Here is a 26,050-nt window from a genome sequence, read left to right on the forward strand (position 1 = left end):
GACCGCGACCGCCTGAGCGGCCGCGGCCGGGGGGATCCCGCCCGGTGCGGCGGGTGGGGATCCCGGAAGCGGCGGCGAGGGGCCGTCAGAACGCCGAGTGGGCGGACCAGAGGTCGAGCAGTTCCTGGTCGCCCCGCTGCTGGAACGCCTCGTCCGTGCGGTCGAGACGGCCGTAGAGGAACAGGAGCAGGTCGCCGGAGGTCCCCAGGACCGTCGCGTCGGGCTCCGGCGCGTCGCTGGCGTCGGTGACCAGCCCGAAGCCGTCGGGGCGCAGCCGGACCAGCCGGCTGTCGCCGCCGTCCGTGCAGTGGAAGCCGATGGTGCGGTCCGGGCCGCGCAGTGCCGCCGTGCCGGGCGCGAAGAACGCGGCGAACGGCAGGTTCGTGAGGAACTCGTCGATGCCGTCCACCGCCACCGCGCGGTCGATCTGCGGTGCGATCCCCAGGGCGAGTTCGGCGTCGGCGCGGTGCACGACGGTCTCGAAGAGCATCCGGCGGACCCAGAAGCGGGCGTGCTGGTCGAGACCCCAGGCCCACATGGGCGCGTCCAGGTCGGTGGTGGCGAACACCTCCGCGGATTGTGCGGCGCTCTCGGCCAACCACTCGGGGTAGTCGGCGTCCTGCTCCGGCAGCCGCAGGTCCACGTCGCGGCTGGTCGGGGGCTGCTGGACGCGCTGGCGCAGCAGAACACAGAACCAGCGCTGCACGCTCCCGGCGTGCCGCGTCAGATCGGCGAGCGTCCAGCCGGGGCAGGACGGCACCGGGGTGGCGGGGTCGGCACCCTTGACCGCGGCGACGAAGCGCGCGCTCTGCGCCGCGACGGCCGCGACGTGCTGGGCGGGATTCATGTCTGGTCCTTCCTGGTCGTGTCGTCGTCGACGCTAACCCACGGGAGGACCTGCCCGGGACGCACCGGGCGCGGGGCGGGAGCGGGGGAGCGGAGGCAGCGGGGGAGGGCCGGTGGGGCGTTCGTATGATGCCGGGATGATCAAGCCGATAGAACTCGTGATATTCGACTGCGACGGGGTGCTCGTCGACAGCGAGCGCATCGCCCTTCGCCTCCAGGTCGCCCTCGGGGCGGAGCTCGGCTGGCCGCTGACCGCCGCCGACGTCGTCGACCGCTTCATCGGGCGTTCCAAGGAGTCCATCTGCGAGCAGATCGCGGAGCGGCTCGGCGAGGAGACGGCCGCCGTGTGGTGGGAGCGGCTCATGCGGCGCCACCGGGAGGCGGTGGACGCCGGACTGGAGGCGGTCGACGGCCTGCCCGAGGCGCTGGCCGCGATCACGCTGCCGGTCTGCGTCGCCTCCAGCGGCTCGCACGAGAAGATGCGGCACACGCTCGGTGTCACGGGGCTCCACGAGCGCTTCGAGGGGCACATCTTCAGCGCCGGCGAGGTGCCCCGGGGCAAGCCCGCCCCCGACCTCTTCCTGCACGCGGCGCGGCGGATGGGCGTGGACCCGGCCGCCTGCGTCGTCGTCGAGGACAGCCGACCGGGGGTCCAGGCGGCCCGCGCCGCCGGGATGCGCTCCTTCGGCTATGCGGGCGGACTCACCCCGGCCGAACGGCTCGCGGGCCCCGGCACCGTCGTCTTCGACGACATGCGCAAGCTGCCCGTCCTCATCGCGGAGCAGGGGGTGTGACGGGGCGGGGGAACGGGTGTGCGGTCGTGTTAATGTCGCGCCATGTCCAAGGCCGAGATCGATCAGGTGACCGCGGAATTCTTCGGTGCGTTCGACAACCGGGGTGGCAGGACTGCTGACTTGGAGTGTCTTCGACGGCTGGTCCTACCGGGTGGCGTGATCGTCATGACCGGACCCGACTTCACCGTCTACAGCGTGGACGAGTTCATCGAGCCCCGCCGGCGCCTGCTCACCGAGGGTCGGCTCGTCGAGTTCACCGAGTGGGAGACCTCCGAACGGACCGAGATCGCCGGTGACATCGCATCGAGGTTCGGTGAATACCGCAAGTCCGGGATCCTGGACGGCGAGCCCATCGAGGGCGGCGGGACGAAGACGATCCAGTTCGTCCGCACCGCCGACGGCTGGCGCATCGCCGCCTTCTCCTGGTACGACCGCCCCGCCGCGTAACCGCGCCGCGGTCGGCGCCGGAGTCCAGGAGCCGGCCGCCCTCCGCCTCAGAGCAGGCCGTGGTCCCGGGCGTACAGCGCGGCCTGGGTGCGGTCGCGCAGGCCCAGACGGCCGAGGATGCGCGAGATGTGGTTCTTGACGGTCCCCTCGCTGAGGTAGAGGCGGGAGGCGATCTCGCGGTTGGTCGACCCACCGGCGATCAGTCGCAGCACGTCCACCTCGCGCCCGGTCAGGTTCTGCGACGGCTCCGGTGGGACGGGTCCGACGGCCGTCGGCACGGCGGCTGCCACCACCGGCGTGCTCGGCGCGGCCGGGTCGGGAGCGGCCAGGGAGGCGGCGAGGCGGGTCATGACCGAGGCGTCGAGCTGGGCCACCCCGGCGTGCACGAGGCGCACCGAACGGGCGAGTTCGGCCGACGGCAGGTTCTTGAGCAGGTAGCCGACGGCGCCGGCCCGCAGCGCCCGGGCCACGTAGTCCTGGTCGTCGAAGGTGGTCAGCATGACGACCCGGCAGGACGGCACCCGGGCCGTGAGCACCGCCGTGGTCTCGATGCCGTCCATGCCGGGCATCCGTACGTCGACCAGCGCCACGTCCGGGCGGTGCGCGACGGCCGCTTCGACGGCCCGGCGTCCGTCGGACGCGGTCCCCACGACGCTCACGCCGGGCTGGATGCCGAGCAGGGAGGCGATGCCCTCCCGGACGAGTTCCTGGTCGTCGACGACCAGGACCCGCACGGGCGCCGCCGCGCCGGTGTCCACCGCAGGGCCGCTCAGGTCCGGGCCGCTCAGGTCCGGGCCGCTCGTGCCCGGGGTGCCGGTTTCTCCCGCCGGGGCGCTCATGCGGGGCTCCCGGCGAGCGCGGGGGTGCGCGGGACCGTCATGGTGACGACGGCTCCGGACGAGCGGCCGACCGTCGGCCGGTCCTCGATGTCGACGCGCCCGCCGAGGAGTTCGACGCGCTCGCGCATGCCGCGGATCCCGTAGCCGGTCCGGCTCGGGCGGGTGGCGTTCGGGGATGCGGGGAACCCCCGCCCGTTGTCCGCGACGACCAGCCGGGCCGAGGACTCGCCGTAGGCGGCGCTCACCTCGATCCGGGTGGCCCGACCGTGCCGGTGGGCGTTGGTCAGCGCCTCCTGGGCCGCCCGGTAGAGGGCCGTGAGCGACGCGGCGTCGTAGCCGCTCTCGTCCCCGGTCACCTCCAGCGTCACCGTCAGCCGCTCGTCCCCCAGGTGGCGGACCAGATCGGCGAGCGCCCGGGTGAGGGAGAAGGGCCGGGCGTCGCGCAGGGCGCCGACCGACTCCCGTACCTCGCTCAGCGCGCGCCCGGCCGACCAACGCGCGTCGGAGACCGCCTTGGCGGCGGCCGGCGGATCGAGGGTGCGGAACGCCTCGGCCTTCTCCAACTGGATCGCGACGGCGGTGAGGTGGTGGCCGAGACTGTCGTGGATCTCCCGGGCGACCCGGTTGCGCTCGCTCGCCGTCGACAGCTCGGCCACCTGCAACGCGAAGTCGGACAACAGCTCGTGGGACTGCTCCAACTCGGCCAGGACGCCTTCGAGTCGGGCCCGGCCCGCCTGTTCCCGCACGGCGACGGCCGCCATCGACAGCGCCAGGGCCAGCGCGAGCACGAACATCAACAGGTCGGAGACGTAGGCCGCCCGGACCCACCAGTCGGGCACCCACACCGTGTAGCCGGTGACCAGGAGCGCGACGCATCCCGCGCCCGAGAACAGGCCCGCGCGCCGACCGAAGGCCAGGTGGGCCGTGAAGGGCACCAGCACGAACAGGGCCCGCGACACCCCCGACCCGTCCAGGAGGGCCACCACCGAGAACAGGACGACCCGGACCGCCGACAGGGCCGCCGCCGCACCCCTCGGCGTGCCGTGCCGGAACCGGCGGTGCTCGGCCAGTTCGAGGAGCAGCAAGAGGACCAGCCCGGCCGCGAAACCGGCCGCGCGCGCCGTGTGCACGGGGCCGTCCGACACCGCCGCGTGGTAGCCACCGCCGAGCAGGACGGCCGCGTACAGCACGGGCGGTATCCACGGTACGGCGATGGGGGGCGAGGTCATCGGGAATCCTCTCGACGGGGTGGCGCACGGGTCGCCGGCGCTCGCCGCGAGCGGGCACCGGCACCCGGATCCGCGCAGCACCCGGCTGTTCACCAGGAACGATACGTCAGCACCGGCGGACGCGGCCGTGCGCGGCGGGCCACCTCCCAGGTGTGGCCGGAGGTCATGTGTCCTTCGGCAGGGGGGTGTTCGCGGCGGTCACGGGGGCCGGGCCGCGGGGTGCCGGGGGACTGGCCGGTCGGCACTGCCGGGCGCCCCGCGGCGCGGCCTACGGTCGCCTCGTTCGATCACCGCACGGCCATCCCAAGGAGCGTCCATCCCATGTCCCCACACCGGCGATCACTGGCAGCCCTCGCAACCGCCCTGTTGGCGGTCGCCCTCCTCCCGGCCGTCGACGCGAGCGCCGCCGATCCGTCGTACGCCGCGAACTCCGCGTGCCAGGGCCGGCGGCTGCGGGTTCCCGGGGCGGAGCGCCTGGTCTCCCACTGCCTGGACGACCTCACCACGGCCGCGCTCCTGCCGCGCGGTCTCACCGACCCGATCGACTACGGCGGCCTCCAGGCGGCCGGCACCGTCAACCCCTCGCACGTACCGGGCGTCCAACTCGACGGATACTTCCCGGACACCTCGACCACCAACACCCTCCACGGCTGGAACCACGACAGCCAGTTCGTGATCCGGCTGCCCGAGCACTGGAACGGCGGCCTCGTCGTCGCGGGCCCGCCCGGCACCCGGAGGCAGTACGCCAACGACCAGATCATCAGCGACCAGGTGCTGGCCAAGGGCTTCGCGTACGCGGCCACCGACAAGGGCAACACCGGCCCCGAGCTGTACAAGGACGGTGACAAGCCGGGCGACGCGATCATGGAGTGGCATCTGCGGGTCGCCCAACTGGCCGTCGCGGCCAAGCTGGTGACCGCGCAGCACTACGGTCGCCCGCCCACGCAGACCTACGCCGCCGGGCTGTCCGCGGCGGGCTACCTGGTGCGCTGGCAGTTGGAGCACTTCCCGCAGCTGTACACGGGCGGAATCGACTGGAACGGCCTCCTGCTCACCCGGGACGCCCCGAACCTGCTGACCAACCTGCCTCCGGCGCTGCGCGCCTATCCCCGCTTCGAGCGGCACGAGCCCGGCGCGGCGGAGGCGATGTACGCCGAGGGGTACCCGAAGGGGTCCGAGGACCTGTGGAGGGCGCACAAGGGCCTGTGGGATTCCCTCCAGCGCACGATCCGCGAGGAACTCGACCCCGAGTACGACGGTCCCGTCCAGGGCGGCACCCCCTTCTGCCCCGAAGGGACGGGCGCCGGGTGCGACACCGACTACGACTACGCCTCCCGTCCCGCGGCAGTGCACGACGCCGTCGGGCGGGTCTCCCTGACCGGCCGCATCTCCCGGCCGCTGATCACGCTCCAGGGGACCTACGACGTCCTGCTGCCGATCACCCGGACCGGGGACGTCTACGACAAGCTGGTCGCCGACTCCGGCCGCGCGGACCTGCACCGGTACTACCGGATCGAGAACGGAACCCACACCGACGGCTTCCGGGACGTCGCACCGAAGGCGGTCCGCTCGATGCAGTCCTGCTTCACCGAGGCGTTCGACGACCTGGTGAACTGGACGCGGAGCGGCGTCGCTCCGCCCCCCAGCCACACCGTGCCGCTGCCCGGCGAGCGCACCGCGAACGGCGAGATCCCCGCGGGCTGCACCCTCTGAACCCCCCTTTCCGTCCCCTCTGACCCCTCGACCCGGTGATCGCGGGCGTCGGCCTCCCACGGGTCGACGCCCGCTCCGCACCTCCGCCGCCCGGTTCCGGCGAAGGCCGGGACGCGCCCCGCTCGGGCGGATACCGTGAGTGCTCCGCCGAATCGGGGGAGGAGCGACCGGGTGTCGATGCGTCGGCTGGGCGTGGTCCTGGTGCACGGGTTCCGGTCGGGACCGGGGGCGTGGGACCCGCTGCGCGCGCTGATCGCCGCCGACGAGGACCTCGCCTTCGCCGACACCCTGCCCTTCGCGTACGCGACGGGATGGAAGCGGCTGCACCCCCTGCGCGTCCTCCCGGGCATCGACACCGCCGCGGACAGCCTCAAGGAGTACCTGGCCACCGAAGCCGGCGACTTCGAGGAGCTGGTGCTCGTCACCCACAGCCAGGGCGGCCTGGTCGCGCAGCGCATGCTGGCCCGGATGCTCGGCGACGGGCGCGGGCGGGAGCTGGCCCGGATCCGCGCCGTGGTCATGCTGGCCTGCCCCAACAACGGATCCGAACTCTTCCTGTCGCTGCGCCGGGGGCTGTTCGGGTCCCGCCACCCCCAGGAGAGCCAGCTGCGGCCGCTGAACGAGCAGGTCACGCGCACCCTGCGGACCGTACTGCGGGACGTCGTGGGGGCGACGGCGGTCACGGAGCGGACCTGCCCGATCCCCTTCTCGGTCTATGCGGGGGAGAGCGACGCGGTGGTCCCGCCCGCCTCCGCGCAGAGCGTCTTCCCTGACGCGGCCGCCCTGCCCGGGGACCACTCGGGCATCCTCAGGGCGACCACGGCAGACCACCGGACGTTCACCACCCTGCGCCGCCACATCCTGCGCGCCCACGGCAGCTCCGGCCCCCCGCCCGTCCCCTCTTCCGGTGAGCCGTCCGCGCCGCCGGAGCACCCGCTCCCCACGGCCGGTCCCGCGGCCACGAGCGCGACCGGGGCGGGGACTAAGGGCGCGGCCACCACCGGGAGCACGGCGCGGGTCCTGGCCGGGCTGCCCGCCCGGTCGAGGACCTTCACCGGCCGCGAGGAGGACGTCCGGGCGCTCCTCGCGCTCCTCGCCCCCGGCGGCGGCGCACCGGGAACGTCGCCGGTGCGTGCGGTGGTCGGCATGGCCGGGGTCGGCAAGACCGAGTTGGTCCTGCAGGCCGCCGAGTGCGCCCTGCGCGAGCCGGGCTGGTTCCCCGGCGGTTTCCTCTTCGCCGACCTCGCCGGCCACGACCCGGAGCCCGCGCGCCGCGCCACCGCCTCGGACGTCCTCGGCGACTTCCTGCGCACCCTCGACGTCCCGGCCGGGGACGTGCCGTCCGGTACGGACGCCCGCGCCGCGCTGCTGCGCACCACCCTGGCCGCCCGCGCGGGCCGCGGCCTGCGGACCCTGGTCCTCATCGACAACGCGGGCAGCGAGGAACAGGTGCGCCCGCTGCTCCCCGGCGACCCCGACACCGCCGCCCTGGTCACCTCCCGCACCAAACTGGCCATCGGCGGTCGCCCGCACGACCTCAAGGTCCTGGACGCGGCCGCCTCGGTCGACTTCCTCGACGAGGCCCTGCGGTACGCCGGTCCCGATGACACCCGGATCGAGGACGCCCCCGCGGCGGCCCTGAGCATCGCGGAGCTGTGCGCGGGCCTGCCCCTCGCGCTGCACATCGTGGCGGCGCTGCTGGTGGACTTCCCCACCCGCCCACCGGCCGACCTGAGCCGGGCCCTCCAGGCCGAACACACCCGCCTGGACCGCCTCGCACGCGACGACCGGGCCGTGCGGGCGGCCTTCGACCTGTCCTACCGGCGCCTCACCGACGGGCAGGCGCGGCTCTTCCGGCTGCTGCCCGTCAACCCGGGACCCGACCTCTCCACCGAGGCCGCCGCCAGGCTCGGCGCACTCGACGAGGACACGGCGGCGGGCGTCCTGGAGGACCTGGCCCGCGCCCATCTGATCGAGCCCTCGCGGTCCTGGGGCCGCTGGCGCCTGCACGACCTGCTGCGCCTGTACGCCGGCGAGGTGGGGGCCCGCGAAGCCGACGCGGACGAGCGGGACTCCGTACGCCGACGGCTCTTCGACCACTACTGGACGCTCGCGCTGACCGCGGTCACCCTGCTGCGCCCCGATCCGGACGGCCCGCTCACGCAGCGCTTCGACACGCCGCGGGAGGCGCAGGCGTGGCTGGAGGACGAACGGCACAACCTCACGCCGGCGGCCACCTCGCCCGGGTCGTTCGGTCCGGCCGACCTCACCCTGGTGCTCGGGCTGAACCTGGGGCAGTGGTTCGAGCGGCGCCGCCACTTCGACGACTGGTCCGCCGTCGCCGCGAGCGCGCTGAGCACCGCGCGCAGCACCGGCCAACGCCGCTCCGAGGCCCGCGCCCTGGACCAGCTGGGCAACTGCCGGCGGCTGACCCGCAGGTTCCCCGAGGCGATCACCCACCACCGGGAGGCTGTCGCGGTCTTCCGCTCCCTGGACGACCCGCGCGGCGAGGGCGGCGCCCTGTCGAGCCTCGGTGTCGCCCTGCGCCGCGTGCATCGCTTCGACGAGGCCATCGAGGCCTTCTCGCGCGCCGCGCGCCTGGCCCAGGAGCAGGGTGACGAGCAGCTCCTCGGCAGGGTCCTGGGCAACCTGGGCATCACCCTGCGCCAGGTCGGCCGCTACGAGGAGGCGATCGAGACCCTGCGCGAGAGCGTGGCCCTCCATCGGAAGTGGGGGGAACGACGGGAGGAGGGCCAGGGGCTCTGCAATCTGGCCAACGCCCTCGCTCAAACAGGCGGGCACGCGGAAGCCGTCCGGCTCGCCCGCGAAGCGGTGGCGATCTTCACCGGTGGGGACGACCGGCACGGCCGGGCCGGCGCGCTGAGCGTGCTGGGCACGGTCCTGAGCGCGGCCGGGCACTTCGACGACGCCGTCGCGCCGCTGCGCGAAGCCGCCGAGTCCTTCGAGGACCTGGATGACGCCCACGCGAGGGCGATCGCCCTCGCCAACCTCGGCGTCGCGCTGGCCGGGGCGGGCACCCCGGCCAGCGCCGTGGCGCCGTTGACGGAGGCCGTGGCCGCCCTGCGCCAGCTGGACGACGTGGCGAGCGAGGCCACGGCGCGCCGCGCGCTGGAGGCGGCCGCGCGCAGCGGGCGCGCGGAGCCGGAGGGCACCGGCCCGACCGTGTGAACCGTTGTCGACGCACCTGACGTCGACCGCTCTCCCAACGCCCCGCCGTGCGCGCAGCGTTGACAAAATCGCCATCTGCTAGAAACCTGTGGCGCCATGGCCGCATATCTGCGATCAGATCACTCAAAAATCGTGGAATGAAGCGCAAGTTCCCGGCAGATACCCGTCGAGCCGGTCCCCCCCCATGGATGCAGAGGACAGCATGAGATGGATACAAGGCGGTCGGCGCCTGCTGGCCGGCCTGGTCGTCGGCGGGCTCATGGCCCTCGGACTCCTGCCCGCCGGATCCGCCGCCGCCGCGGGCGGGCCCGACATCGCCCGGGGCAAGGCGGTCACCGCGAGCGGGTCCCTCAGCGGCTACCCGGCCGCCGGGGTCACCGACGGCAACCAGGCTTCGTACTGGGAGAGCCCCTCCGGCAGCTTCCCGCAATGGATACAGGTGGACCTCGGGAGCAGTGCCACCGTCGACCAGGTGGTGCTGAAGCTCCCCGCCGCGTGGGAGGCGCGCACCGAGACCCTCTCCGTCCAGGGCAGCACCGACGGGAACACCTTCAGCACCCTGTCCGGCTCGGCGGGTCGGGTGTTCGATCCCGCCCGCTCCAACACCGTGACCATCGGCTTCACCGCCGCGACGGTGCGCCAGGTCCGTGTCGTCGTCAGCGCCAACACCGGCTGGCCGGCGGCCCAGCTGTCGGAATTCGAGATCTACGCCGCCGACGGCAGCGGTGACCCCGGCGACCCCGGCACCCCGCCCCCCACCGGGGTGAACCTGGCCAGGAACAAGCCGATCGAGGCGTCCTCCACCACCCAGTCCTTCGTCGCCACGAACGCCGTCGACGACAGCGTCACCAGCTACTGGGAGGCGGCCGGCCAGCAGTCCACGCTGACCGTGAAGCTCGGGGCCGACGCCGACGTCACCGCACTGGTCCTCAAGCTGAACCCCGACCCTGCCTGGTCCAGCCGCACGCAGAGCATCGAGGTGCTGGGCCGGGAGCAGTCGGCGAGCGGCTTCAGCTCCCTGCGGGCCCGCGCCGACTACGCGTTCAGCCCGTCCGGCAACCAGAACACCGTGACCCTCCCGGTCACCGGGCGCCTCGCCGACGTCCAGTTGAAGTTCTCCGGCAACACCGGGGCGGGCGGCGGACAGGTGGCGGAGTTCCAGGTCATCGGCGCCGCCGCGGCCAACCCCGACCTGACCGTCACCGCCCTGAGCTGGTCACCGTCGGCCCCGTCCGAGAGCGACCCCGTCACGGTCGACGTCACCGTGCGCAACGCAGGCACGCTCGCCGCCGCCGCGACCACCGTGAACGTCGGCGTGGAAGGCGCGGTCGCGGGCAGCGCCCCGGTAGGCGCCCTCGCCGCCGGTGCCTCGATGACCGTCCCGGTCGCCGTGGGCAAGCGCCCGGTGGGCAGCTACGGCGTCTCGGCCGTCGTCGACCCCGCCGGCACCGTCCCCGAGCAGGACGAATCCAACAACAGCCGTACGGCCGTGACGAAGCTCGTCGTCGGCCAGGCCCCCGGACCCGACCTGGAAGTCCTCTCCATCACGACGAACCCGGCGAACCCCGCCGTCGGCGCGCCGGTCTCCTTCACGGTGGCCGTGCGCAACCGCGGCACCACGGGCGTGGCCGCCGGCACGGTGACCCGACTGGTCGCGGGAACGACCACGCTGAACGGCGCCACCCCGGCGATCGCCGCCGGTGGGACGGCGAGCGTGGCCATCACCGGCACCTGGACGGCGGTCGGCGGCGGGGCCACCCTCACCGCCACCGCCGACGCCACCGGCACGGTCGCCGAGACCGACGAGACCAACAACGCCTTCGCCCGGGCGGTCGTCGTCGGGCGCGGCGCCGCACTCCCTTACACCGAGTACGAGGCGGAGGCGGGGAGTTACACCGGCGCGCTGCTCCAGGCCGACGCCGAGCGCACCTTCGGCCACACCAACTTCGCCACCGAGTCCTCGGGCCGTGAATCGGTCCGGCTGACCGCGACCGGCCAGTACGTGCAGTTCACCTCGACCGCCGCGGCCAACTCCATCGTCGTGCGCAACTCCCTCCCGGACGCCCCGACCGGCGGCGGCGCCGACGCCACCATCAGCCTCTACGTCAACGGCAGCTTCGCGCAGAAGCTGAACCTTTCCTCCAAGTACAGCTGGCTGTACGGGAGCACGGACAGCCCGGAGGGCCTGACCAACACCCCCGGCGGCGATGCCCGCAGGCTCTTCGACGAGTCCCACGCGCTGCTCGCCCAGAGCTATCCGCAGGGGACCACCTTCCGCCTCCAGCGGGACGCGGGCGACACCGCCGCGTACTACGTCATCGACCTGATCGATCTGGAACAGGTGGCCCCGCCGGCCGCCAAGCCCGCCGAGTGCACCTCGATCACCGACTACGGAGCGGTCCCTGACGACGGGAACGACGACACGGCGGCCATCCAGAAGGCGGTGACGGCGGACCAGAACGGATCGATCGCCTGCGTCTGGATCCCGCGGGGCCAGTGGCGCCAGGAGCAGAAGATCCTCACCGACGACCCGCTGAACCGGGGCCAGTTCAACCAGGTGGGCATCAGCAACGTCTCCATCCGGGGCGCGGGGATGTGGTACTCCCAGCTCTACACCCTGACCCCGCCGCAGAACGCGGGCGGTATCAACCACCCGCACGAGGGCAACTTCGGCTTCGACATCGACGACAACACGCAGATCTCCGACATCGCCATCTTCGGCTCGGGCACCATCCGCGGCGGCGACGGCAACGCCGAGGGCGGCGTTGGCCTCAACGGCCGGTTCGGCAAGAACACGAAGATCACCAACGTGTGGATCGAGCACGCCAACGTCGGAGTCTGGGTCGGCCGCGACTACGACAACATCCCGGCCCTGTGGGGTCCGGGCGACGGCGTGGAATTCACCGGAATGCGCATCCGCGACATCTACGCCGACGGCATCAACTTCGCCAACGGCACCCGCAACTCGACCGTCTTCAACTCGTCCTTCCGCACCACCGGCGACGACTCGCTCGCGGTCTGGTCCAGCAAGTACGTGAAGGACCAGTCGGTGGACGTCGGCCACGACAATCACTTCCGCAACAACACGATCCAGCTGCCGTGGCGGGCCAACGGCATCGCGATCTACGGAGGTTACGGCAACACCATCGAGAACAACCTGATCTACGACACGATGAACTACCCGGGCATCATGCTGGCCACCGACCACGACCCGCTGCCCTTCTCCGGGCAGACCCTGATCGCGGGCAACGGTCTCTTCCGCACGGGCGGCGCCTTCTGGGGCGAGGCCCAGGAGTTCGGCGCGATCACCCTCTTCGCGGCCAACCAGCCCATCCCGGGCGTCACGATCCGCGACACCGACATCCGAGACTCGACCTACGACGGGATCCAGTTCAAGACGGGCGGCGGCGCCGTACCCGAGGCGAAGATCAGCAACGTGACCATCGACAAGTCCAACAACGGCGCCGGAATACGGGCCCACGGCGGGGCGCGCGGCAGTGCCACCCTGTCGAACGTCACCATCACGGGCTCGGCCGACGGGAACGTCGTGGTCGAACCCGGATCGCAGTTCGTCATCAACGGCGGATAGCCCGGCCCGTAGATACGGGAGCGGCCCGGGGCGGTCCTGTCCTCTGGGGGGACGGGACCGACCCGGGCCAGGTCCGGCCAGGCCGGGCCGGACCGGTCAGTCGGGGTCGGGCATGCGGTGCCAGCCGCTCCACCCGCCCCCGTGGTCGCGGAGGTTGACCCACTGGTAGCCGTCGTCGCCCCGGACGCTCAGCGCGAACCTCCAGGGATCGCCGGCGCTCCAGCGGTCGATGACGTAGATCTTGTCGGTGAAGACGCCCCCCATGGACTGCCAGCCGGACCACGTGCCCCTGGTGTCGGTCCAGCGGGTCCACAGGGCCCGGTCGGTGCCGATCAGGAACTCCTGCTTGGCGCCGTTCGGCAGCGCGTGCGTGGTGACGCCGTACTCGCAGATGTAGACGGCGCCACCACCCCCGTTGCAGTGGCTCAGGGCCTGGGCCGGGGTGACCGCCACGGCGAGACCCGCCAGGAGGGTGGCCGCGAGAACGGCGGCCCTGATCCTGATCCTCTTCATGTTGCCGTCGCTCCTCGCTGCGCTTGGCGGGCGCCCTTGCCGGTACCCACGACGACGACCCTGCCGTGCGTCGCTGACGCTTCGCTAACGTTCCACTGTCGTCGCCGCCGTGCCCCCGCAGAGCGCGCGAACGCCGCCCACGGAATCCGAGGGCGGCGTTCGCGTCCGGGCACTGCGTCAGATCACTCCGTCTGGTTCGGCGAGAACCCGTAGGACAGGTCGCTCGCGAACGGAACGCTCCGGCCGTGGCGCAGGGCGGGGCCGGGAGTCTGCAACACCCATCCGGTCATCACGTCGGGGATGAAGTTCGCCCCGTTGACGGCGACGTGGAGCTGATACACCCGCCCGGTGGTGGTCAGGACTTTGACGTAGGCGTCGTTGCCCTGGGCCTCGATCGAGATGCTGCAGGCGGTTCCGGCCGCACCACCCCTGGGGTAGCCGGTGATGCCCGACAGGTCCTGCCAGACGACAGCGGCGCCCGTGTTCGGCGCCCGCCCGGCGGAGGCGATGCCGTTGCGGACCGCAGCGCTGAACGACTCGCTGTTGGAGGGGGAGTAGCTGTCGATGTCGACGCAGGGGCCGGTGGCGCCCGTTGCTCCGGTGGCTCCGGTCGCACCTGTGGCGCCCGTGGCACCGGTCGCGCCCGTGGCACCCGTAGCTCCCGTGGCACCAGTTGCGCCCGTGGCTCCGGTTGCTCCGGTCGCGCCCGTGGCTCCGGTCGCTCCCGTCGCGCCCGTGGCTCCCGTTGCTCCGGTGTTGCCCCTCGGTCCGGTCGCGCCGGTCGCGCCGGTGGCACCCGTGGCGCCCGTCGCTCCGGTCGTGCCCTTCGGGCCGGTGGCTCCCGTCGCGCCGGTGGCTCCGGTCGCACCCTTCGGGCCCGGCGGGCCCTTCGGTCCGCGGGGTCCGGGGGGACCCTCCGGGCCCCGGCAGCGCTCGTGCCGGTCCGCCTCCGTCGTCTTCGGCCACGACGACTCGTCGTCGCATTCGTCCCCGCCACCGCCACCGCCCCGCGGATCTGCGGCCACGGCTTCGGCAGCCTTCGCCTGGGTCACCGGCACCGCCGCGACGGCGGGCGAGGCGATGCCCGCCAGCACCAGCGCGAGCGAGGCGAAGGTTCCACCCGTCAGCCAGCCGGACCGCCTGGGCAGCGGGCCCAGCATGGATCGGGGTCTGTCCTCAGGACGCATGCACTGCTCCTCTGATGAAGTCGATCAGATGATCACCGGATTTCCGGTGGCGGGGGTCATCCTGGGCAACCGACCACGCGGAAACCGGCTGCCGCGCCCCCACGTCAGCGGTTCGGCCCAGCCCGTGCGCCCACCTGGGTGCCGTACGGCCGCCCAGTCGGGTCAGCCACCCGGCGCGCTGTGTCCCGTACGCGGCGGCGGCTCCATAGGGTCCCGCCGTGAAGCCGACCATCTGCCTCTGCATGATCGTGAAGAACGAGTCCGCCGTCATCGCGCGCTGCCTGGCCTCGGTCAGGGACCACATCGACACCTGGGTCATCTCCGACACCGGCTCCGACGACGGCACCCAAGAGCTCATCCGCACGGCCCTGGACGGGATCCCCGGCGAACTCCACGAGGAGCCCTGGGTCGATTTCGGGCACAACCGGAGCCTCAACATCGCCCACGCCCGCGGCAAGGCCGACTACCTGCTGCTGCTCGACGCGGACCTGGTGCTGCGCGAGGACGCGCCCGTGCCGCCGCTCACGGCGGACGCCTACATGCTCCGGCACCTGGGCGACACCGAGTACCGCATCAAGCGCCTGGTGCGCGGCGACCTGCCGTGGCGGTACGAGGGGGTCACCCACGAGTACATCACCTGCGACTCCACCGAGAGCGTGGCCCACCTGGACGCCCTGGTGATCGAGGACCACGGCGACGGCGGTTCCAAGCACGACAAGTTCGAGCGGGACGCCCGGCTGCTGCGCGCCGAGATGCAACGGGACGCGTCCGTCGGCCGCACCGTCTTCTACCTCGCCCAGACCATGCGCGACATGGGCGAACGCGCCGAGGCCATCCGGCTCTACGAGCGGCGCGCGGCCATGGGCGGCTGGCCGGAGGAGGTGTACCAGTCCCTCCTCCAGGTCGGCGTGCTGCACGGCGACAGCGGAGACCCGGCGGACTGGCCCGCCGCGATGGACGCGCTCGACCGCGCCTGGGAGTCCCGGCCCGAGCGGATGGAGGCCGGCTACGAACTGGTCTCCCGGTTGCGGCTGCTCGGCCGGTACCAGGCGGCCCACGCGCTGGTGCGGGCCTGCCTGGACCGGCCGGCCCCGGACGACGTCCTGTTCACCCAGCCCTGGGTCTACCGGTGGGGGCTGCTCTTCGAGTACTCCATCACCGCGTACTGGGTGGGCGACCTGGCGGCCTCGGTACGGGCCTGCGACCGGCTCCTCGCCCTGCCCGACCTACCGGACTCCTACCGGTGCCAGACCGTGCTCAACCGAGGCTTCGCCCTGCAGGGTCTCTCGGTGCCCGCGCAGTGAAGCGCAGCGGCGCGGGGCGTCGTACCGGCGGGGTCGGCACGGCCGGCGCGAAGGGCTTGGAGAAGAGGGCCAGCAGCCCCGGGTGCACCGCGCACAGCGGCATCAGGCCCGTCTCCGCCGCGGCCCCGCGCAGCCGCTCGTCGGCAGCGAGGCGGTCGGCGCTCACGTAGAGGAAGGCGTTCTGCGCGTACCAGGGTTCGATCTCCGGGTCGTCCCACAGGCGCGTCCGCAGGCAGTCGACGAGCTGGTAGTCCCAGCGGTCGAAGTGGTCGCGCCAGTAGGTGGGCCACTGCTCGTTGCGGTGGTCGCTGCCGGTCTGGCCGGGGATCGCGGCCGAGAACAGCACCACGTCGGACAGCGCGCAGAGGTCGGCCACGAGGGAGTCGGCGCGGGCCGGGTCCAGGTGCTCGGCCGCCTCCAGGGACATGGCCAGGTCGAACCGTCGCCCCTCCAGCCGGAGCGGGTGGGACAGGTCCCACCGGAGGAAGGAGTCGGGCGGGATCCGCAGGGCGCTCTCGGGGACCCAGTCCCCGTCGATCCCGAGGACCGTCTCCGCCCCGATCCGCCGGGCCTCGGCCAGCCACGAGCCCGTGCCGCACCCCAGGTCGACCACGCTGGACGGACGGACCAGGTCGAAGACCAGGGGCAGCACCCGCGCGGCCGACCGGGCCGAGCCGTCCTGCTGACTTTCGTAGAACCACGCGCCGTACGCGTCGTCCTGTGGCATCGACATGCGCATCACCTCGATGGGGATCACTGCGGCCAATCTGGCGGAAGAGACCATTCCACAAGCGGGCCACGGGCCGGAACGTGCCACGCCCGGACGCGTCCCCGGTCGTCCGCGCGGGATCCGCCCCCGGCCTACGGGCGGCGCCCGAGGGGCAGCAGGTACTGGAGGGGCTGGCCGAGGTCGTCCAGGCCGAGGAGTTCGTGCGCCAGGTCGTCGTGGAAGCCGCCGAGCGGGGTACCGGCCAGACCCAGCGCCGCCGCGGTGAGGAGCAGGGTCTGGGTCAGGTGGCCGGTCTCCAGCAGGGCCAGGCGCAGCGCGCGCAGCCCGTACCGGCGCCGCAGCAGGCCGACGTCCGCGTACACCCCGAGCACCACCGGCGCGGCGTCGATGCCGATCGCGTCGGGGTCGCCCGACGGCCGCGAGAGGTACGTCGACAGCGCCTTGACCTCCTCGATCGGGGGCACGGGCCCGACGGGGCGCAGCGTCCGCGAGGCGGGCACGCACTCGTACGTGCCCGACGGCACGCCGGCCGTGTCGAGCACCAGCAGCCGCACCCGGGCCGTGTAGAGCGCGCCCGCGCTCGGATGGGGGCGATGGACGAGCCCGCGGGTCGAGCCGTCCGGCAGGAGCTGGTCGGAGCGTCCGCTCTCGGCGAGGGAGTGCCACAGCAGCGAGCCCAGGGTGGCGGCGTCGAGCGGTCCGCCGAGCGGGCCGCGCGCCGACGCCCGGGCCGCGAGGACGCTGGCGAACGACACGTCGGGCAGGGGGCCCGTCGGCAGCGGGACGTCGGGTCCGGCGGGCCGCAGGGCGGACGGCGGCAGCGGCGCGGCGGGCCGCAGCGCCGTGTCCTCGCCGCGGCCGACATGGAACTTGCTGCGCTCCAGGTACTGCAGGTCGGGCGCGGTGTGCGCGGAAGGGAAGTACGAGGGCGTCCCCTCCACCCCGTCCGCACCCGTCTCCAACAGGGTCCGCGCCGCCAGCCGGCACACCGCCCGCTCCTCGTCCGGGATCACCCCCAGCCGGTTGAACAGCATGTGCAGCTGAGAGGCCCAGACCCAGGACCAGGGGGCCGGTGCCTCGGGCGGCGCCTCCTCGGCCGCGCCGGCGGCCCGCAGCGCGGCGTCGGCCTCGCGGACCCGGTCCGTCCAGCGGTTCAACCAGGGCGCCGCGGAGCCGTCGCCGAGCCGGCGGCGCAGCTCCCGCGCACGCCGCAGCAGGGTCGAACGCTGCCCCGCGTAGACCGAGTTGACCCGCGCGTGCACCGACGCCCCCGGCAGCAGCGGCACTTCGCTCACCCACCGCCACCCCGCCGCGTGCCCGCGCAGCCAGCGCGCCGCGCCGAGCCGGTCCATGCCGAGGGCGTGCGCCGTCGAGTGCGCCAGGTCGGCCGCGACCGCCAACCGCGCGGAACCACCCCCGCCCTTCAGCTCCCGCAGGGCTTCGAGCACCACCTCCGTGGAGGCGAGGAACACCTCCTCGGCGACCGGCAACGCGTTCTGCCCGCCGTAGCGTTCGACCTCGGGCAGGTACGGCACGCCGCGGACCTCCCCGTGGGCGGACGGCCAGGGGCCCGGCACCGCGGGGACCTCCCGCGCGGCGCGCCCGAGCCGGTCCGCCAGCCGGGCAGCACCCCCCGCGTCCAGACCACGCACCCGGATCCGCAGGTGGGGGCCGTCCTCCCCGTATCGGATGAAGAACCACCCGGTCGCCGCCCCGGCCGCCACGAGGCCGTCGAGGTAGGGCGCCGCGTCGCGCAGCAGGAACGCGTCGGTGTCCTCGGCGCTGGAGTGCAGGAATACGTGAGCGCTGTACCAGGTACCGGTACCGGTCGTCGTCATCTGGGGTCCTCGTCGTGGGGCCGGATCAAGGGAAGGGGTGGGGGTGGACCGAGAGGTCCTCCAGACGCAGCGGCCGGTCCGACCGCCCCAGCCGGTACGGCACTTCCAGCAGCCGGGGCAGGCCCCGGACGCGGTGGTTGACGTGCCCGAAGGTCATCGGCAGCGAGCCCGGGACGACGACCTTCACGCAGTGCAGCCCGAGCCGCTCGCGCAGCCCCGGCTCGCTCTGGTCCACGGCGATGACCTCCAACCCGGCCCGGGACAGCCGCTCCACGGTCGCCCCGAGCAGGACGGAGAGGTCGCGCACCGGCGCGGGCGCCCCCGGCCAGGCCTCCTCGACGCTCACGAGGGGCGTGTCCGCGTGGAGGAACGCCGACCGGGAGGCCGCTTCCGGCAGGGTGCCCAGCCCGACGTGGTCGTCCAGGGTCGTCACCAGCTCCGGCCGGTCCAGCATCGGCCGCAGCCGTCGGGGGTCGCGCGGGCCGCCCTCGGCGAGCGAGCGGGGCCCCGACTCCACGACGTTGGTGACGACTTCGGCGACCGCGGAGCGGATGGCGGCACGTGGATCGTGGTGGGCGCCCGCGGCCAGGAACATCCTGGGTGCCTCCGGGTGGGAGCCCTCGTACCGGCAGACCGCGACGACGGCGGGGACGCCGAGGTCGTTCGTCGCGTCGAGCAGGACGAGCCGGTACCCGGCCAGGGCCGCCCGGTCCGCGAGCAGCGCGGTGTCCGGGTCGTCCGGTGGCGGGGAGATCCGGCGCAGGGGCGTCGCCGCGTACCACGCCATCAGGAACGCGTCGCGCTCGGCCACCTCGAACAGGCCGTAGAGCACGGCCTCTTCGGGGCTGTTGCCGAGGCCGCAGCCGTTGGAGGACTCGTACACCACGCGCGGTCCGCGGCTCCCGGGCACGTCCCAGTACGCGACGTGCTCGGGGACGGCCCGCACGCGCCGCCGGGTGAGCGACCAGCCGTGCACCCAGTCCATCTCCAGCTCCGGCGCGTAGGGGACGGTCGCCGACGCGGGGTGCCCGTGGTAGCGGGGGTCGGGCAGGCCGAGCCGCCGTGGGTCCACGGCCCGCTCGGGCCCGAGCTGCGCGAACGAGGCCCGCAGCACGGTCCGTCTGTCGGTGGGGCGCATGCCCGCGTACCGCTCGACGCCCTCGAACAGGGCGATCCGCTCGCTGCCACCGAAGTCGAGGGACCGACCGTACCCGCCGTCGTCCACGGCGCGTCCGTCGCTCACGAAGGCGCTGGTGAGGCAGAACGCCGAGTCCTCCGACCGGAAGAGCCGGCGCACCGGGCCGAACCGCTCGTCGAAGAGCGCCCCGCGCAGCCGGTCCGGCGTGGTCAGCGGATTGGGAGCGCGCAGGACGTACGGGTCCGGCAGCGGGCGCGGCGCGGACGGCAGCGGGGTGACGGCGTCCGCGGAGTCCGTCGGCAGCGGCCGGCACACCGGGCAGCCGCCGACCGGCCGGACGCGATGGGTGGACCAGGTGCCCCGGCCCTGGTGCACGAGGTGCACCACGGCCGCCCCGGGGTCCGGATCCGGCGCGCCCGCGCCGGGCTCCAACAGGCCGACCGCGAGGGCGCCCAGCGCCTCCGACAGGGCCGGGGAGGGGACGCCGCCCAGCGCCAACTCCGGGCTGCGCCACGGCACCCGGCCGCCCGCCGTGGCGAGCCGTTGGTACTCCGTACAGCTCAGGCAGGCCGGCGCGCCCGGCCGCAGCACCGGCCCGACGACGGCCAGGGCGCCGTCGAAGCGCACCGGAACGAGTGCCACCGGATGCCCGAGCGCATGACGGCTCAGCTCCTCGGCGAGCCCGAGCGTCCAGCGCGTCAGCAGGACCACGGCCGGGCCGGACCTGAGCGCCGTCGCGGAGGCCGCGTCGAGGACGGGCACCGGCGGCGCCCCGGAGGGCCCTACGGTCCGGAGCGGTGCCGGTGCCGGTGTGAGGGTGCTCATCGGTCCCCCTGCGGAGCGGGCAGCACGGTGAACCCGAACGCCGCCAGCAACGAGGCGAGTTCCGGCCGCGACGGGGGCGCTCCGGGCGCTGCGGCGGTGCCCGTGATCCGGCGCAGGGCTCCCTGGTGTGCCTCCTCGCGTGCGGCCAGGTCGGCCAGCCACCGGCCGGTACCGCCCGCGTCCTCCCAGTCGGCCGTCCGTACTCCGGCGGCGGCCAGTGGCGCGAGCGCGCCGTCCGGGGCGAAGACGCGCGCGCCGGGCCGCCCTGCGGCGGCGGCGCAGGTACGGACGACGGCGCCGAGCGCGGCGAAGGCGGCCGCGTCACCGGGGGTCGCCTCGACGGCGTCACCGAGCGGCGGGGGCGGCGGCGCCGACCGGCCGCCGGGTGCGCAGGGACGTACGACGGCGCGGTAGGCCTCCAGGCCCGGGGCGAGCCGGACCACCTCCAGCCGCGCGGCCACCCCGAGACGGCCGGTCAGCGTGGCCCACCAGTGGCGCAGCTGGGGGTGGTCCGCCCACCGGTCGGCGGCCACGGCGTACGGCTGCCCGGGCGCGGGCGCGGGGCGGCGACGGGCGGCGCCGCGCAGGGCCCGGCCCCGGGCGTGCCCGGGAGTGGCGCCGACGGTGAAGAGGCCCTCGCCCAGGTGGAGTTCGGCGGCCCGGCAGAAGAGGTCGAGGCGGGCCAGGTCCAGCCGTGCCGCACCGCCGAGCAGCCCGGCCCCGGACGACCCGGCGTCGGCCCCGGGCAGCGTGCAGCCGGCCAGGGGTACGGGCAGTTGCCGCAGGTCGGCCGGGAGCGGCTCGGGCAGCGCACCGCACCGCTCGTCGGTGAGGGCCGCCATCCGCCGCAGCGCCTCGCCCAGGGTCCCGGCCGGCGCGAGCCGCACCCGCCGGTCGGCGTCGATGCGGACGGGACCCGGCCAACTGCGGTAGTCGGCCCGCAAGGGGTGGGCGTCCGCCAGCAGTACGGAAGGCAGTACGGAAGGCAGCACGGAGGCCGGGACGGCGGAGGGGTCGGCAGCGGGGTCGGATGGTGGCGCGTCCGGTGGCCGTTCGTCCTCGCCCTCGCGGGACGGGTCGGGCTGCCCGGCCGCCGCGTACAGCAGCCGGTGCGCCGCGGCGCCCGCGAGCAGGGGCAGGAACGCGGCGGGCGCGGTCGCGGATGCGGCCGGCCCCCGCGGCGGGTCGGCGCGGCCCAACCGGGCCTCCAGGGCCGCGGCGTCGGCGGCGACCTGCGCGGGGCTGCCCGGCGCGGTGGCGTAGCCGGTCCCGCCGAGGTGCCCGACCGCGACGCACCGCTCGGGTCCGGCGCCGTGCAGGCGGAGCAGGGCCCGGTCGGCGGGCAGTTCCGGATCGGCGGTGTGGTCGACGGGCAGCCCGCCGGCCGCCAGCGCGCGTCCGGCGGCCCCGGCCAGCGGACCGTCCGGCGCGGCGGACACGACCTCGGCCCGGGCCCGGGCGAGCGCCGCGGCCGCGGCTCCCGGACGTCCGGCGCTCGCCCCGGTCCAGTCGGCGACCGGACCACCGGGCGGAGCGGGGGCCGGCTCGGCCACGAGGAGCCCGTGCGCGTCCAGTTGCCCGAGCAGGGTGTGCACGGAGGCGCGCAGGGCCGGACGGGCCGCCATCGAGTCCAGGAGCTCCGCCACCCTCCCCTCGCGCAGCGGCTCGGCGAGCAGCCGCCAGAGCGCGGGCAGCGCCCCGCTGCCCTCCAGGGTGAGGGTCCCGCGACGCCCGCGCAGGTGGAGGCCCGCGCGCAGCGGGGTGACGGCGACCCCGGGACGCAGCCGCCGGTCGGTGAGGGCCGCGCCGCTCACGACCGGCCTTCCACCGCGTCGACGGCCGCGCCGATCTCCGTCCGCCAGTCGCAGCCGGTCAGGGCGGGCACCGAGCGGATCACGAGGTGCGCCGCCAGGTACCGCTCCAGCGGGCGGACGTCACAGATCGCGAGGAGGCGGTAGACGGCGTTCGTACAGGCGCGGTGCACGAGGTAGTCGGGCCGGTTCCACATCCTCCCGTCGGGGTCGGAGCGCCGCAGCAGGTGGTGGAAGTCGCTGAAACCGGTCCGTTCCTCGTGGTTCCAGCGCAGGGCCGCGGCGGCGTCCCCGGTGGCGGCGGCCCGCGCCCGGTAGGCGTCGGGGTCGCCGTGCAGGTCGGCGCCCGCGTCGTAGCGGCTCCGCGTCAGCTGCCAGGCACCCGCCGAGTAGGCGGTCCAGGCCCGTTCCCACCCACGGGCGCCGCCGTCGTGGATCCTGCCGACGAGGCGGGTGACGGCGTCGCCCGCGCGCTCGGCATGGCGCTCGAAGCGCTCCCGCAGTCGGCCACCGGGATCCTCGTGGAAGAGGAAGTCCTCCAGGTGGGAGACGTACGAGTAGTGGCCGCCGGCCAGGCCCCCGGGGTGGGCACCGGCGTGCGCGGCCAGGGCGACCACGGCGAGCTGGACCCGGGCGTCGGCGGTGTCGCCGTGGTCGGCCAGGAAGCGGGCGCCCGCGCGGAGCGGGTCCAGGCCGGCCCGCAGGAGGGCGCCCCGCAGGTCGGCGCCGGCGGCGCCGAGGAGGCCGCGCAGCGGGGCGTCGTCGACGGGTGCGAGACGGACGGTGTTGTCGGGCACGATCGGTCCGTAGGGCGGGGCGAGGAGTTCGGCGCGGCCGGCGGCGGAGGCGTGCTCCAGCAGTTGGGCGTCGGTGAGTTCGCCGTGCGAGGGGTGGGTCCGCAGCCAGTCGCGGACCCGGCGCGCGGCGGCCGCCGCGGCGGCGTCGACCCGGGCGGCCGGGCCCTCCAGGCGGAGCCTGAGATGGGGGCCGTGCAACCAGTGCCGTTCGACGTGGGCGGCCAGCCCGTCCGCCGCGCAGGACGCGGCGAGCGGCAGCAGCACGTCGCGCAGCAGCGGCGCCTTGACGGGGTGGTGGTAGTAGACGATCACATCGAGGAGGGCGCCGGAGGGGGCGGCCCCCTTGGAGGGGGCACTGTCGCGGGAGCCGCTCTCGGAGGGTCGCACCGCTCGTACGCTCGCTTCCACTGTCGTCGGGAGTCGCTTCATCGGAGCCGTCCGGACCGGTAGACCTCCAGGACGAGCTCCACCGCGCGGGCCGGTACGGTCCGGCCGCCCGGTGCGGGCAGGGCCTCTTCCAGCACCGCGCCGGCGTCGACGTGCCGGGACAACCACTTGGCCAGGCACCTCAGGTGCAGCGGGTTGCCGAGGTCGACGAGGTGCGGCTTGGGGCGGCTCAGCCGGTGCAGGAACGCGTCCGCGGCCCCCGCGCCGTCCGTCCCTCCCGTGCCCCCCGCTTCCCCCGTGCCCGGCGCGACGGCGGCCGGGTGCAGGAAGAGCTGCTCCGGCAGGTCCAGCAGGGCGCGCCAACGGGCCGTGGCCGCGGCCGGCACCGGTTCGGTCCCGAGGTCGGAGCGCAGGGCGCGGACCACGTCGGGCGGCAGCAGCCAGCGGCGGCGGCGGAGCACCACGTGGCGGTGGCGCAGCCGGGGGGTGCGGGTCACCGGGCCGCCCGGTGCGGCGACGGAGTGTCGGGGCACCAGCGACCCGAAGTCGACGGCGCCGTGGGGGTGGTCGGCCAGGTGGGCCCCGATGCGACGCGGCAGCAGGACGGGGGCCAGGAAGCCCGGGTAGAGGACGTCGAGGTGTTCACCCGTGCTCCGCAGTCGGAAGCGGACCTGGTCGGTGGCCTCGTCGTGGACGAGGTCCAGGTCGGCCTCGCCGATCGACGCCCAGCGGCGGTCCGGTCCGATCTCTTGCGGGACGAGCATCGGGTGGAGGTTGGCGTTGAAGCCGCCGACGGGCCGGATCTGCGCGGCCCGCGCACCGGGCCCGAGCCCGCGGTGGATCTGCCGCGAGACCTCGGCCCGGGCGCCCGGGTCCAGGGCGTCCAGGAACCGGCTGGTGAACCGGCCCCACCCGCCGTACACGTGGTTCACGCAGAGCAGGCCGGGCTCGGGACCCGGGGCGCGCTGGACGAAGTACGCGTAGCTGAGCGGACGTTCGACCGCCCAGGTGGGCAGGCGCTCGCCGAGGCCCTTGACGAAGTCGGGCGAGAGGACGACCTCGTGGACGCGCGCCCGATCGTCCCCCGGGTCGCTCCCGCGGTCGCCCGGGGCGTCGCCGACCGCGCGGACGGCCTGCGCCCGCAGGGCGGCGAGTTCTGCCACCCCGGTGGGGAAGGCGGCAGGGCCCTCGGGGGCGGGCGTCGCGGACCGCCCGGCGGCCTCCCAGGCCGCGGCGACCTCGCCGCCGAACTCCCACGGGTGCTGGCAGGTGCCGCCGGAGCCGTAGCGCTCCACGAAGCGGTCCCGCAGGAGGCGGCGGACGACGTGTCCGAGGTCGAACAGCTCGGCGAGGGCGGTGACTTCGCCGAGCGCCTCGTGGTCGGCGCCGTCGAGGAAGCCGTCGACGACCAGCGGGCGGGGGGCGACGACGTCCTCGGTGAGCACGCTGAGCGGGGCCGATGCGGGCGGGACGGGACTGCCGGCGTCGGCGAGCACCCCCGCCCAGCTCCGGGACAGCCCGGCGAGGAGGGCGGGACGCTCGCCGGCGGGCGCGGCCCCGAACCCAGCGGTCATCCGGCCGAGTTCGAGGATCCGATCGGCGAGCGCGGGGTCTGCCGGGTCTCCGGGATGGGCCGGGTATCCGGCGTCGGCCGGGGCCACGGGGTGCGCGGGGATCTCGGGGTGCGCCGGGTCGACGGTGCGCAACCAGGACGCGATCCGGTCCAGCGGGTCGGTGTCCTGCGGGGCGAACGGCTCGCCGGGCACCAGCAGTCGGGCCTCGACGAGCCGGCCGAGGAAGGCCGCGGCGGCGTCGGATCCGGCGCCGCCCGCCCCCTTCAGCGCGGCGGCCAGGAGGGCGGCCAACTCGGCCGGCCGGGAGGGGCTTTCGGCCCACTCGGTGACCAGGCGCAGGGGGACCCCGCGGATCAGCTCCACCTCGTCCTCCTCGGCCACCAGGAACCGGCCCCCGGCGAAGGAGGTCCGCTCCCGCGCGTACGCGGCCCGCAGGCCGGTGATCCGCGCGGTGCTGGTGATGCGGTGGGGGAGTGCGGCCCGCCGGTGCGGGGCGGCCAGGAGTGCGTGGGTGAGGGCGCTGGTGAGGGTGCGGTTGACCTTCACGACCGCGTGCAGGGGGTCCTCGAAGAGCGGCGCGGTGCCCCAGTCGCGGGCGGCCCCGGGCCGCGTCGCCGCGCCGAAGGCGTCCTCGGGCGTGGCCAGTGGGCCCCAGCCCACCGCGGTGAACCATGACAGGGGGCTGGTCTTGGTACTGGCCCGCAGGGCGTAGCGCAGGGCGGTGGGCTCTTCCTTGCGCGCCCTGCGGTCGGTCGCTCCGGTGCCCGCCCGCTCGACCGCGCGCAAGAGGTCCGCGCTGGTGAGGGCGACGGCCCGGCCGAGGGCCGGTTCCCGGCACAGGGCGGCCAAGGACGCGCGCTCGCCGGCCAGGGCTTCTTCGGTGACGGCCCCCAGCCCCGTGAGCAGCTCGGCCCGCCGGGTCCGCAGCGCGAGCCAGGTGGCGAGCAGCGGCACCCGGGCCGGCAGGTCACCGAGGCGCTCCAGTAGGGCGGGTCGGGGCTCGCGGCCGTTGTGCAGGGCGCGGCGCAGCGGGAGGACGACGTCGCGGTGGAAGGCGGGCGGATGGCCGTCCCGACTGTCGTGGAGGGCGTCGGTCAGGGGCCCGGTGATCCGCAGCAGCCGGGCGTCCGTCCGGTGCAGGCGGTCGAGCGAGGTGCGGAAGGCCGCCGCGGGCGGGAGCTGGGCGGGATGGGCGAGCACGGTGGCGCGGACCAGTGCGTACGACGCGGTGCGCACCCGGTACGCGCCCGCTTCCTCAGGCTGTGACCCACCCTGTGGTCGTCCCATGGTGCTCCCTCCC

Annotated in this window: 17 protein-coding genes; 6 read left to right on the forward strand and 11 right to left on the reverse strand. The window is 74.7% G+C overall.

All coding sequences use genetic code 11. The annotated features are described in order from the left end of the window. Nucleotides 1-85: 85 nt before the first annotated feature. Nucleotides 86-847, reverse strand: a complete 762-nt coding sequence (locus tag ACIBEA_RS22425; protein ID WP_399263535.1) for a maleylpyruvate isomerase family mycothiol-dependent enzyme — start codon at nt 845-847, stop codon at nt 86-88. A 136-nt stretch (nt 848-983) separates the two neighbouring features. Between ACIBEA_RS22425 and ACIBEA_RS22430 the strand changes: the two genes are divergently transcribed. Further along, nucleotides 984-1,640, forward strand: coding sequence for an HAD family hydrolase (locus ACIBEA_RS22430; RefSeq protein WP_399263537.1), 657 nt, complete (start codon nt 984-986; stop codon nt 1,638-1,640). 42 nt (nt 1,641-1,682) lie between these two features. After that, complete coding sequence (locus ACIBEA_RS22435) at nt 1,683-2,087, forward strand: DUF4440 domain-containing protein (RefSeq protein WP_399263539.1); 405 nt, start codon at nt 1,683-1,685, stop codon at nt 2,085-2,087. A gap of 47 nt (nt 2,088-2,134) precedes the next feature. On the opposite strand, the gene ACIBEA_RS22440 is transcribed toward ACIBEA_RS22435, so the two are convergent. Together ACIBEA_RS22440 and ACIBEA_RS22445 are read right to left on the reverse strand one after the other, a co-directional pair. After that, nucleotides 2,135-2,926, reverse strand: a complete 792-nt coding sequence (locus ACIBEA_RS22440) for a response regulator (protein WP_399263540.1) — start codon at nt 2,924-2,926, stop codon at nt 2,135-2,137. Beyond that, the gene (locus ACIBEA_RS22445; protein ID WP_399263543.1) at nt 2,923-4,155 is read right to left on the reverse strand and encodes a sensor histidine kinase; all 1,233 of its coding nucleotides are present in this window, start codon (nt 4,153-4,155) and stop codon (nt 2,923-2,925) included. Before ACIBEA_RS22445 ends, ACIBEA_RS22440 begins: the two co-directional genes overlap by 4 nt. 321 nt (nt 4,156-4,476) lie before the next feature. On the opposite strand from ACIBEA_RS22445, the gene ACIBEA_RS22450 reads away from it, so the two are divergent. From ACIBEA_RS22450 to ACIBEA_RS22460, 3 genes are all read left to right on the forward strand, one after another. Further along, entirely contained in the window at nt 4,477-5,868 is a 1,392-nt protein-coding gene (locus tag ACIBEA_RS22450; protein ID WP_399263545.1) for a tannase/feruloyl esterase family alpha/beta hydrolase, read from the forward strand. Nucleotides 5,869-6,045: 177 nt separating this feature from the next. Further along, nucleotides 6,046-9,057, forward strand: coding sequence for a tetratricopeptide repeat protein (locus ACIBEA_RS22455; protein WP_399263948.1), 3,012 nt, complete (start codon nt 6,046-6,048; stop codon nt 9,055-9,057). 202 nt (nt 9,058-9,259) lie between these two features. Continuing rightward, nucleotides 9,260-12,646 carry a CARDB domain-containing protein gene (locus ACIBEA_RS22460; protein WP_399263547.1) on the forward strand — a complete coding sequence of 1,129 codons (3,387 nt, stop codon included), beginning with the start codon at nt 9,260-9,262 and terminating at the stop codon, nt 12,644-12,646. A 96-nt stretch (nt 12,647-12,742) separates the two neighbouring features. Here the strand turns inward: ACIBEA_RS22460 and ACIBEA_RS22465 are convergent, their stop codons facing one another. Continuing rightward, nucleotides 12,743-13,159 (reverse strand): hypothetical protein, encoded by a 417-nt coding sequence (locus ACIBEA_RS22465; protein WP_399263549.1) that lies wholly within the window; start codon nt 13,157-13,159, stop codon nt 12,743-12,745. Nucleotides 13,160-13,341: 182 nt separating this feature from the next. Then, on the reverse strand, nt 13,342-14,346 hold the full coding sequence (locus tag ACIBEA_RS22470) for a hypothetical protein (RefSeq protein WP_399263551.1): 1,005 nt from the start codon (nt 14,344-14,346) through the stop codon (nt 13,342-13,344). A 218-nt stretch (nt 14,347-14,564) separates the two neighbouring features. Between ACIBEA_RS22470 and ACIBEA_RS22475 the strand changes: the two genes are divergently transcribed. Next, on the forward strand, nt 14,565-15,650 hold the full coding sequence (locus tag ACIBEA_RS22475) for a glycosyltransferase (RefSeq protein WP_399263553.1): 1,086 nt from the start codon (nt 14,565-14,567) through the stop codon (nt 15,648-15,650). Here ACIBEA_RS22475 and ACIBEA_RS22480 read toward each other — a convergent pair. The 6 genes from ACIBEA_RS22480 to ACIBEA_RS22505 form a co-directional block, all read right to left on the reverse strand. Further along, nucleotides 15,604-16,383 carry a methyltransferase domain-containing protein gene (locus tag ACIBEA_RS22480; protein ID WP_399263555.1) on the reverse strand — a complete coding sequence of 260 codons (780 nt, stop codon included), beginning with the start codon at nt 16,381-16,383 and terminating at the stop codon, nt 15,604-15,606. The two genes, ACIBEA_RS22475 and ACIBEA_RS22480, sit on opposite strands and share 47 nt — an antisense overlap. Nucleotides 16,384-16,511: 128 nt before the next feature. Next, the gene (locus tag ACIBEA_RS22485) at nt 16,512-18,218 is read right to left on the reverse strand and encodes a thiopeptide-type bacteriocin biosynthesis protein (protein ID WP_399263557.1); all 1,707 of its coding nucleotides are present in this window, start codon (nt 18,216-18,218) and stop codon (nt 16,512-16,514) included. A 25-nt stretch (nt 18,219-18,243) separates the two neighbouring features. Further along, nucleotides 18,244-20,181 (reverse strand): TOMM precursor leader peptide-binding protein, encoded by a 1,938-nt coding sequence (locus tag ACIBEA_RS22490; protein WP_399263559.1) that lies wholly within the window; start codon nt 20,179-20,181, stop codon nt 18,244-18,246. Then, the gene (locus ACIBEA_RS22495; protein WP_399263561.1) at nt 20,178-21,995 is read right to left on the reverse strand and encodes a hypothetical protein; all 1,818 of its coding nucleotides are present in this window, start codon (nt 21,993-21,995) and stop codon (nt 20,178-20,180) included. The genes ACIBEA_RS22490 and ACIBEA_RS22495 overlap by 4 nt, the downstream gene beginning before the upstream one ends. Then, entirely contained in the window at nt 21,992-23,176 is a 1,185-nt protein-coding gene (locus ACIBEA_RS22500) for a lantibiotic dehydratase C-terminal domain-containing protein (RefSeq protein WP_399263563.1), read from the reverse strand. Before ACIBEA_RS22500 ends, ACIBEA_RS22495 begins: the two co-directional genes overlap by 4 nt. Nucleotides 23,177-23,214: 38 nt before the next feature. Beyond that, entirely contained in the window at nt 23,215-26,037 is a 2,823-nt protein-coding gene (locus tag ACIBEA_RS22505) for a lantibiotic dehydratase (RefSeq protein ID WP_399263565.1), read from the reverse strand. Between the last annotated feature and the right edge of the window lie 13 nt (nt 26,038-26,050).

The sequence above is a fragment of the Streptomyces sp. NPDC051555 genome (genome assembly GCF_044454405.1).
Classification (GTDB): Bacteria; Actinomycetota; Actinomycetes; order Streptomycetales; family Streptomycetaceae; genus Streptomyces.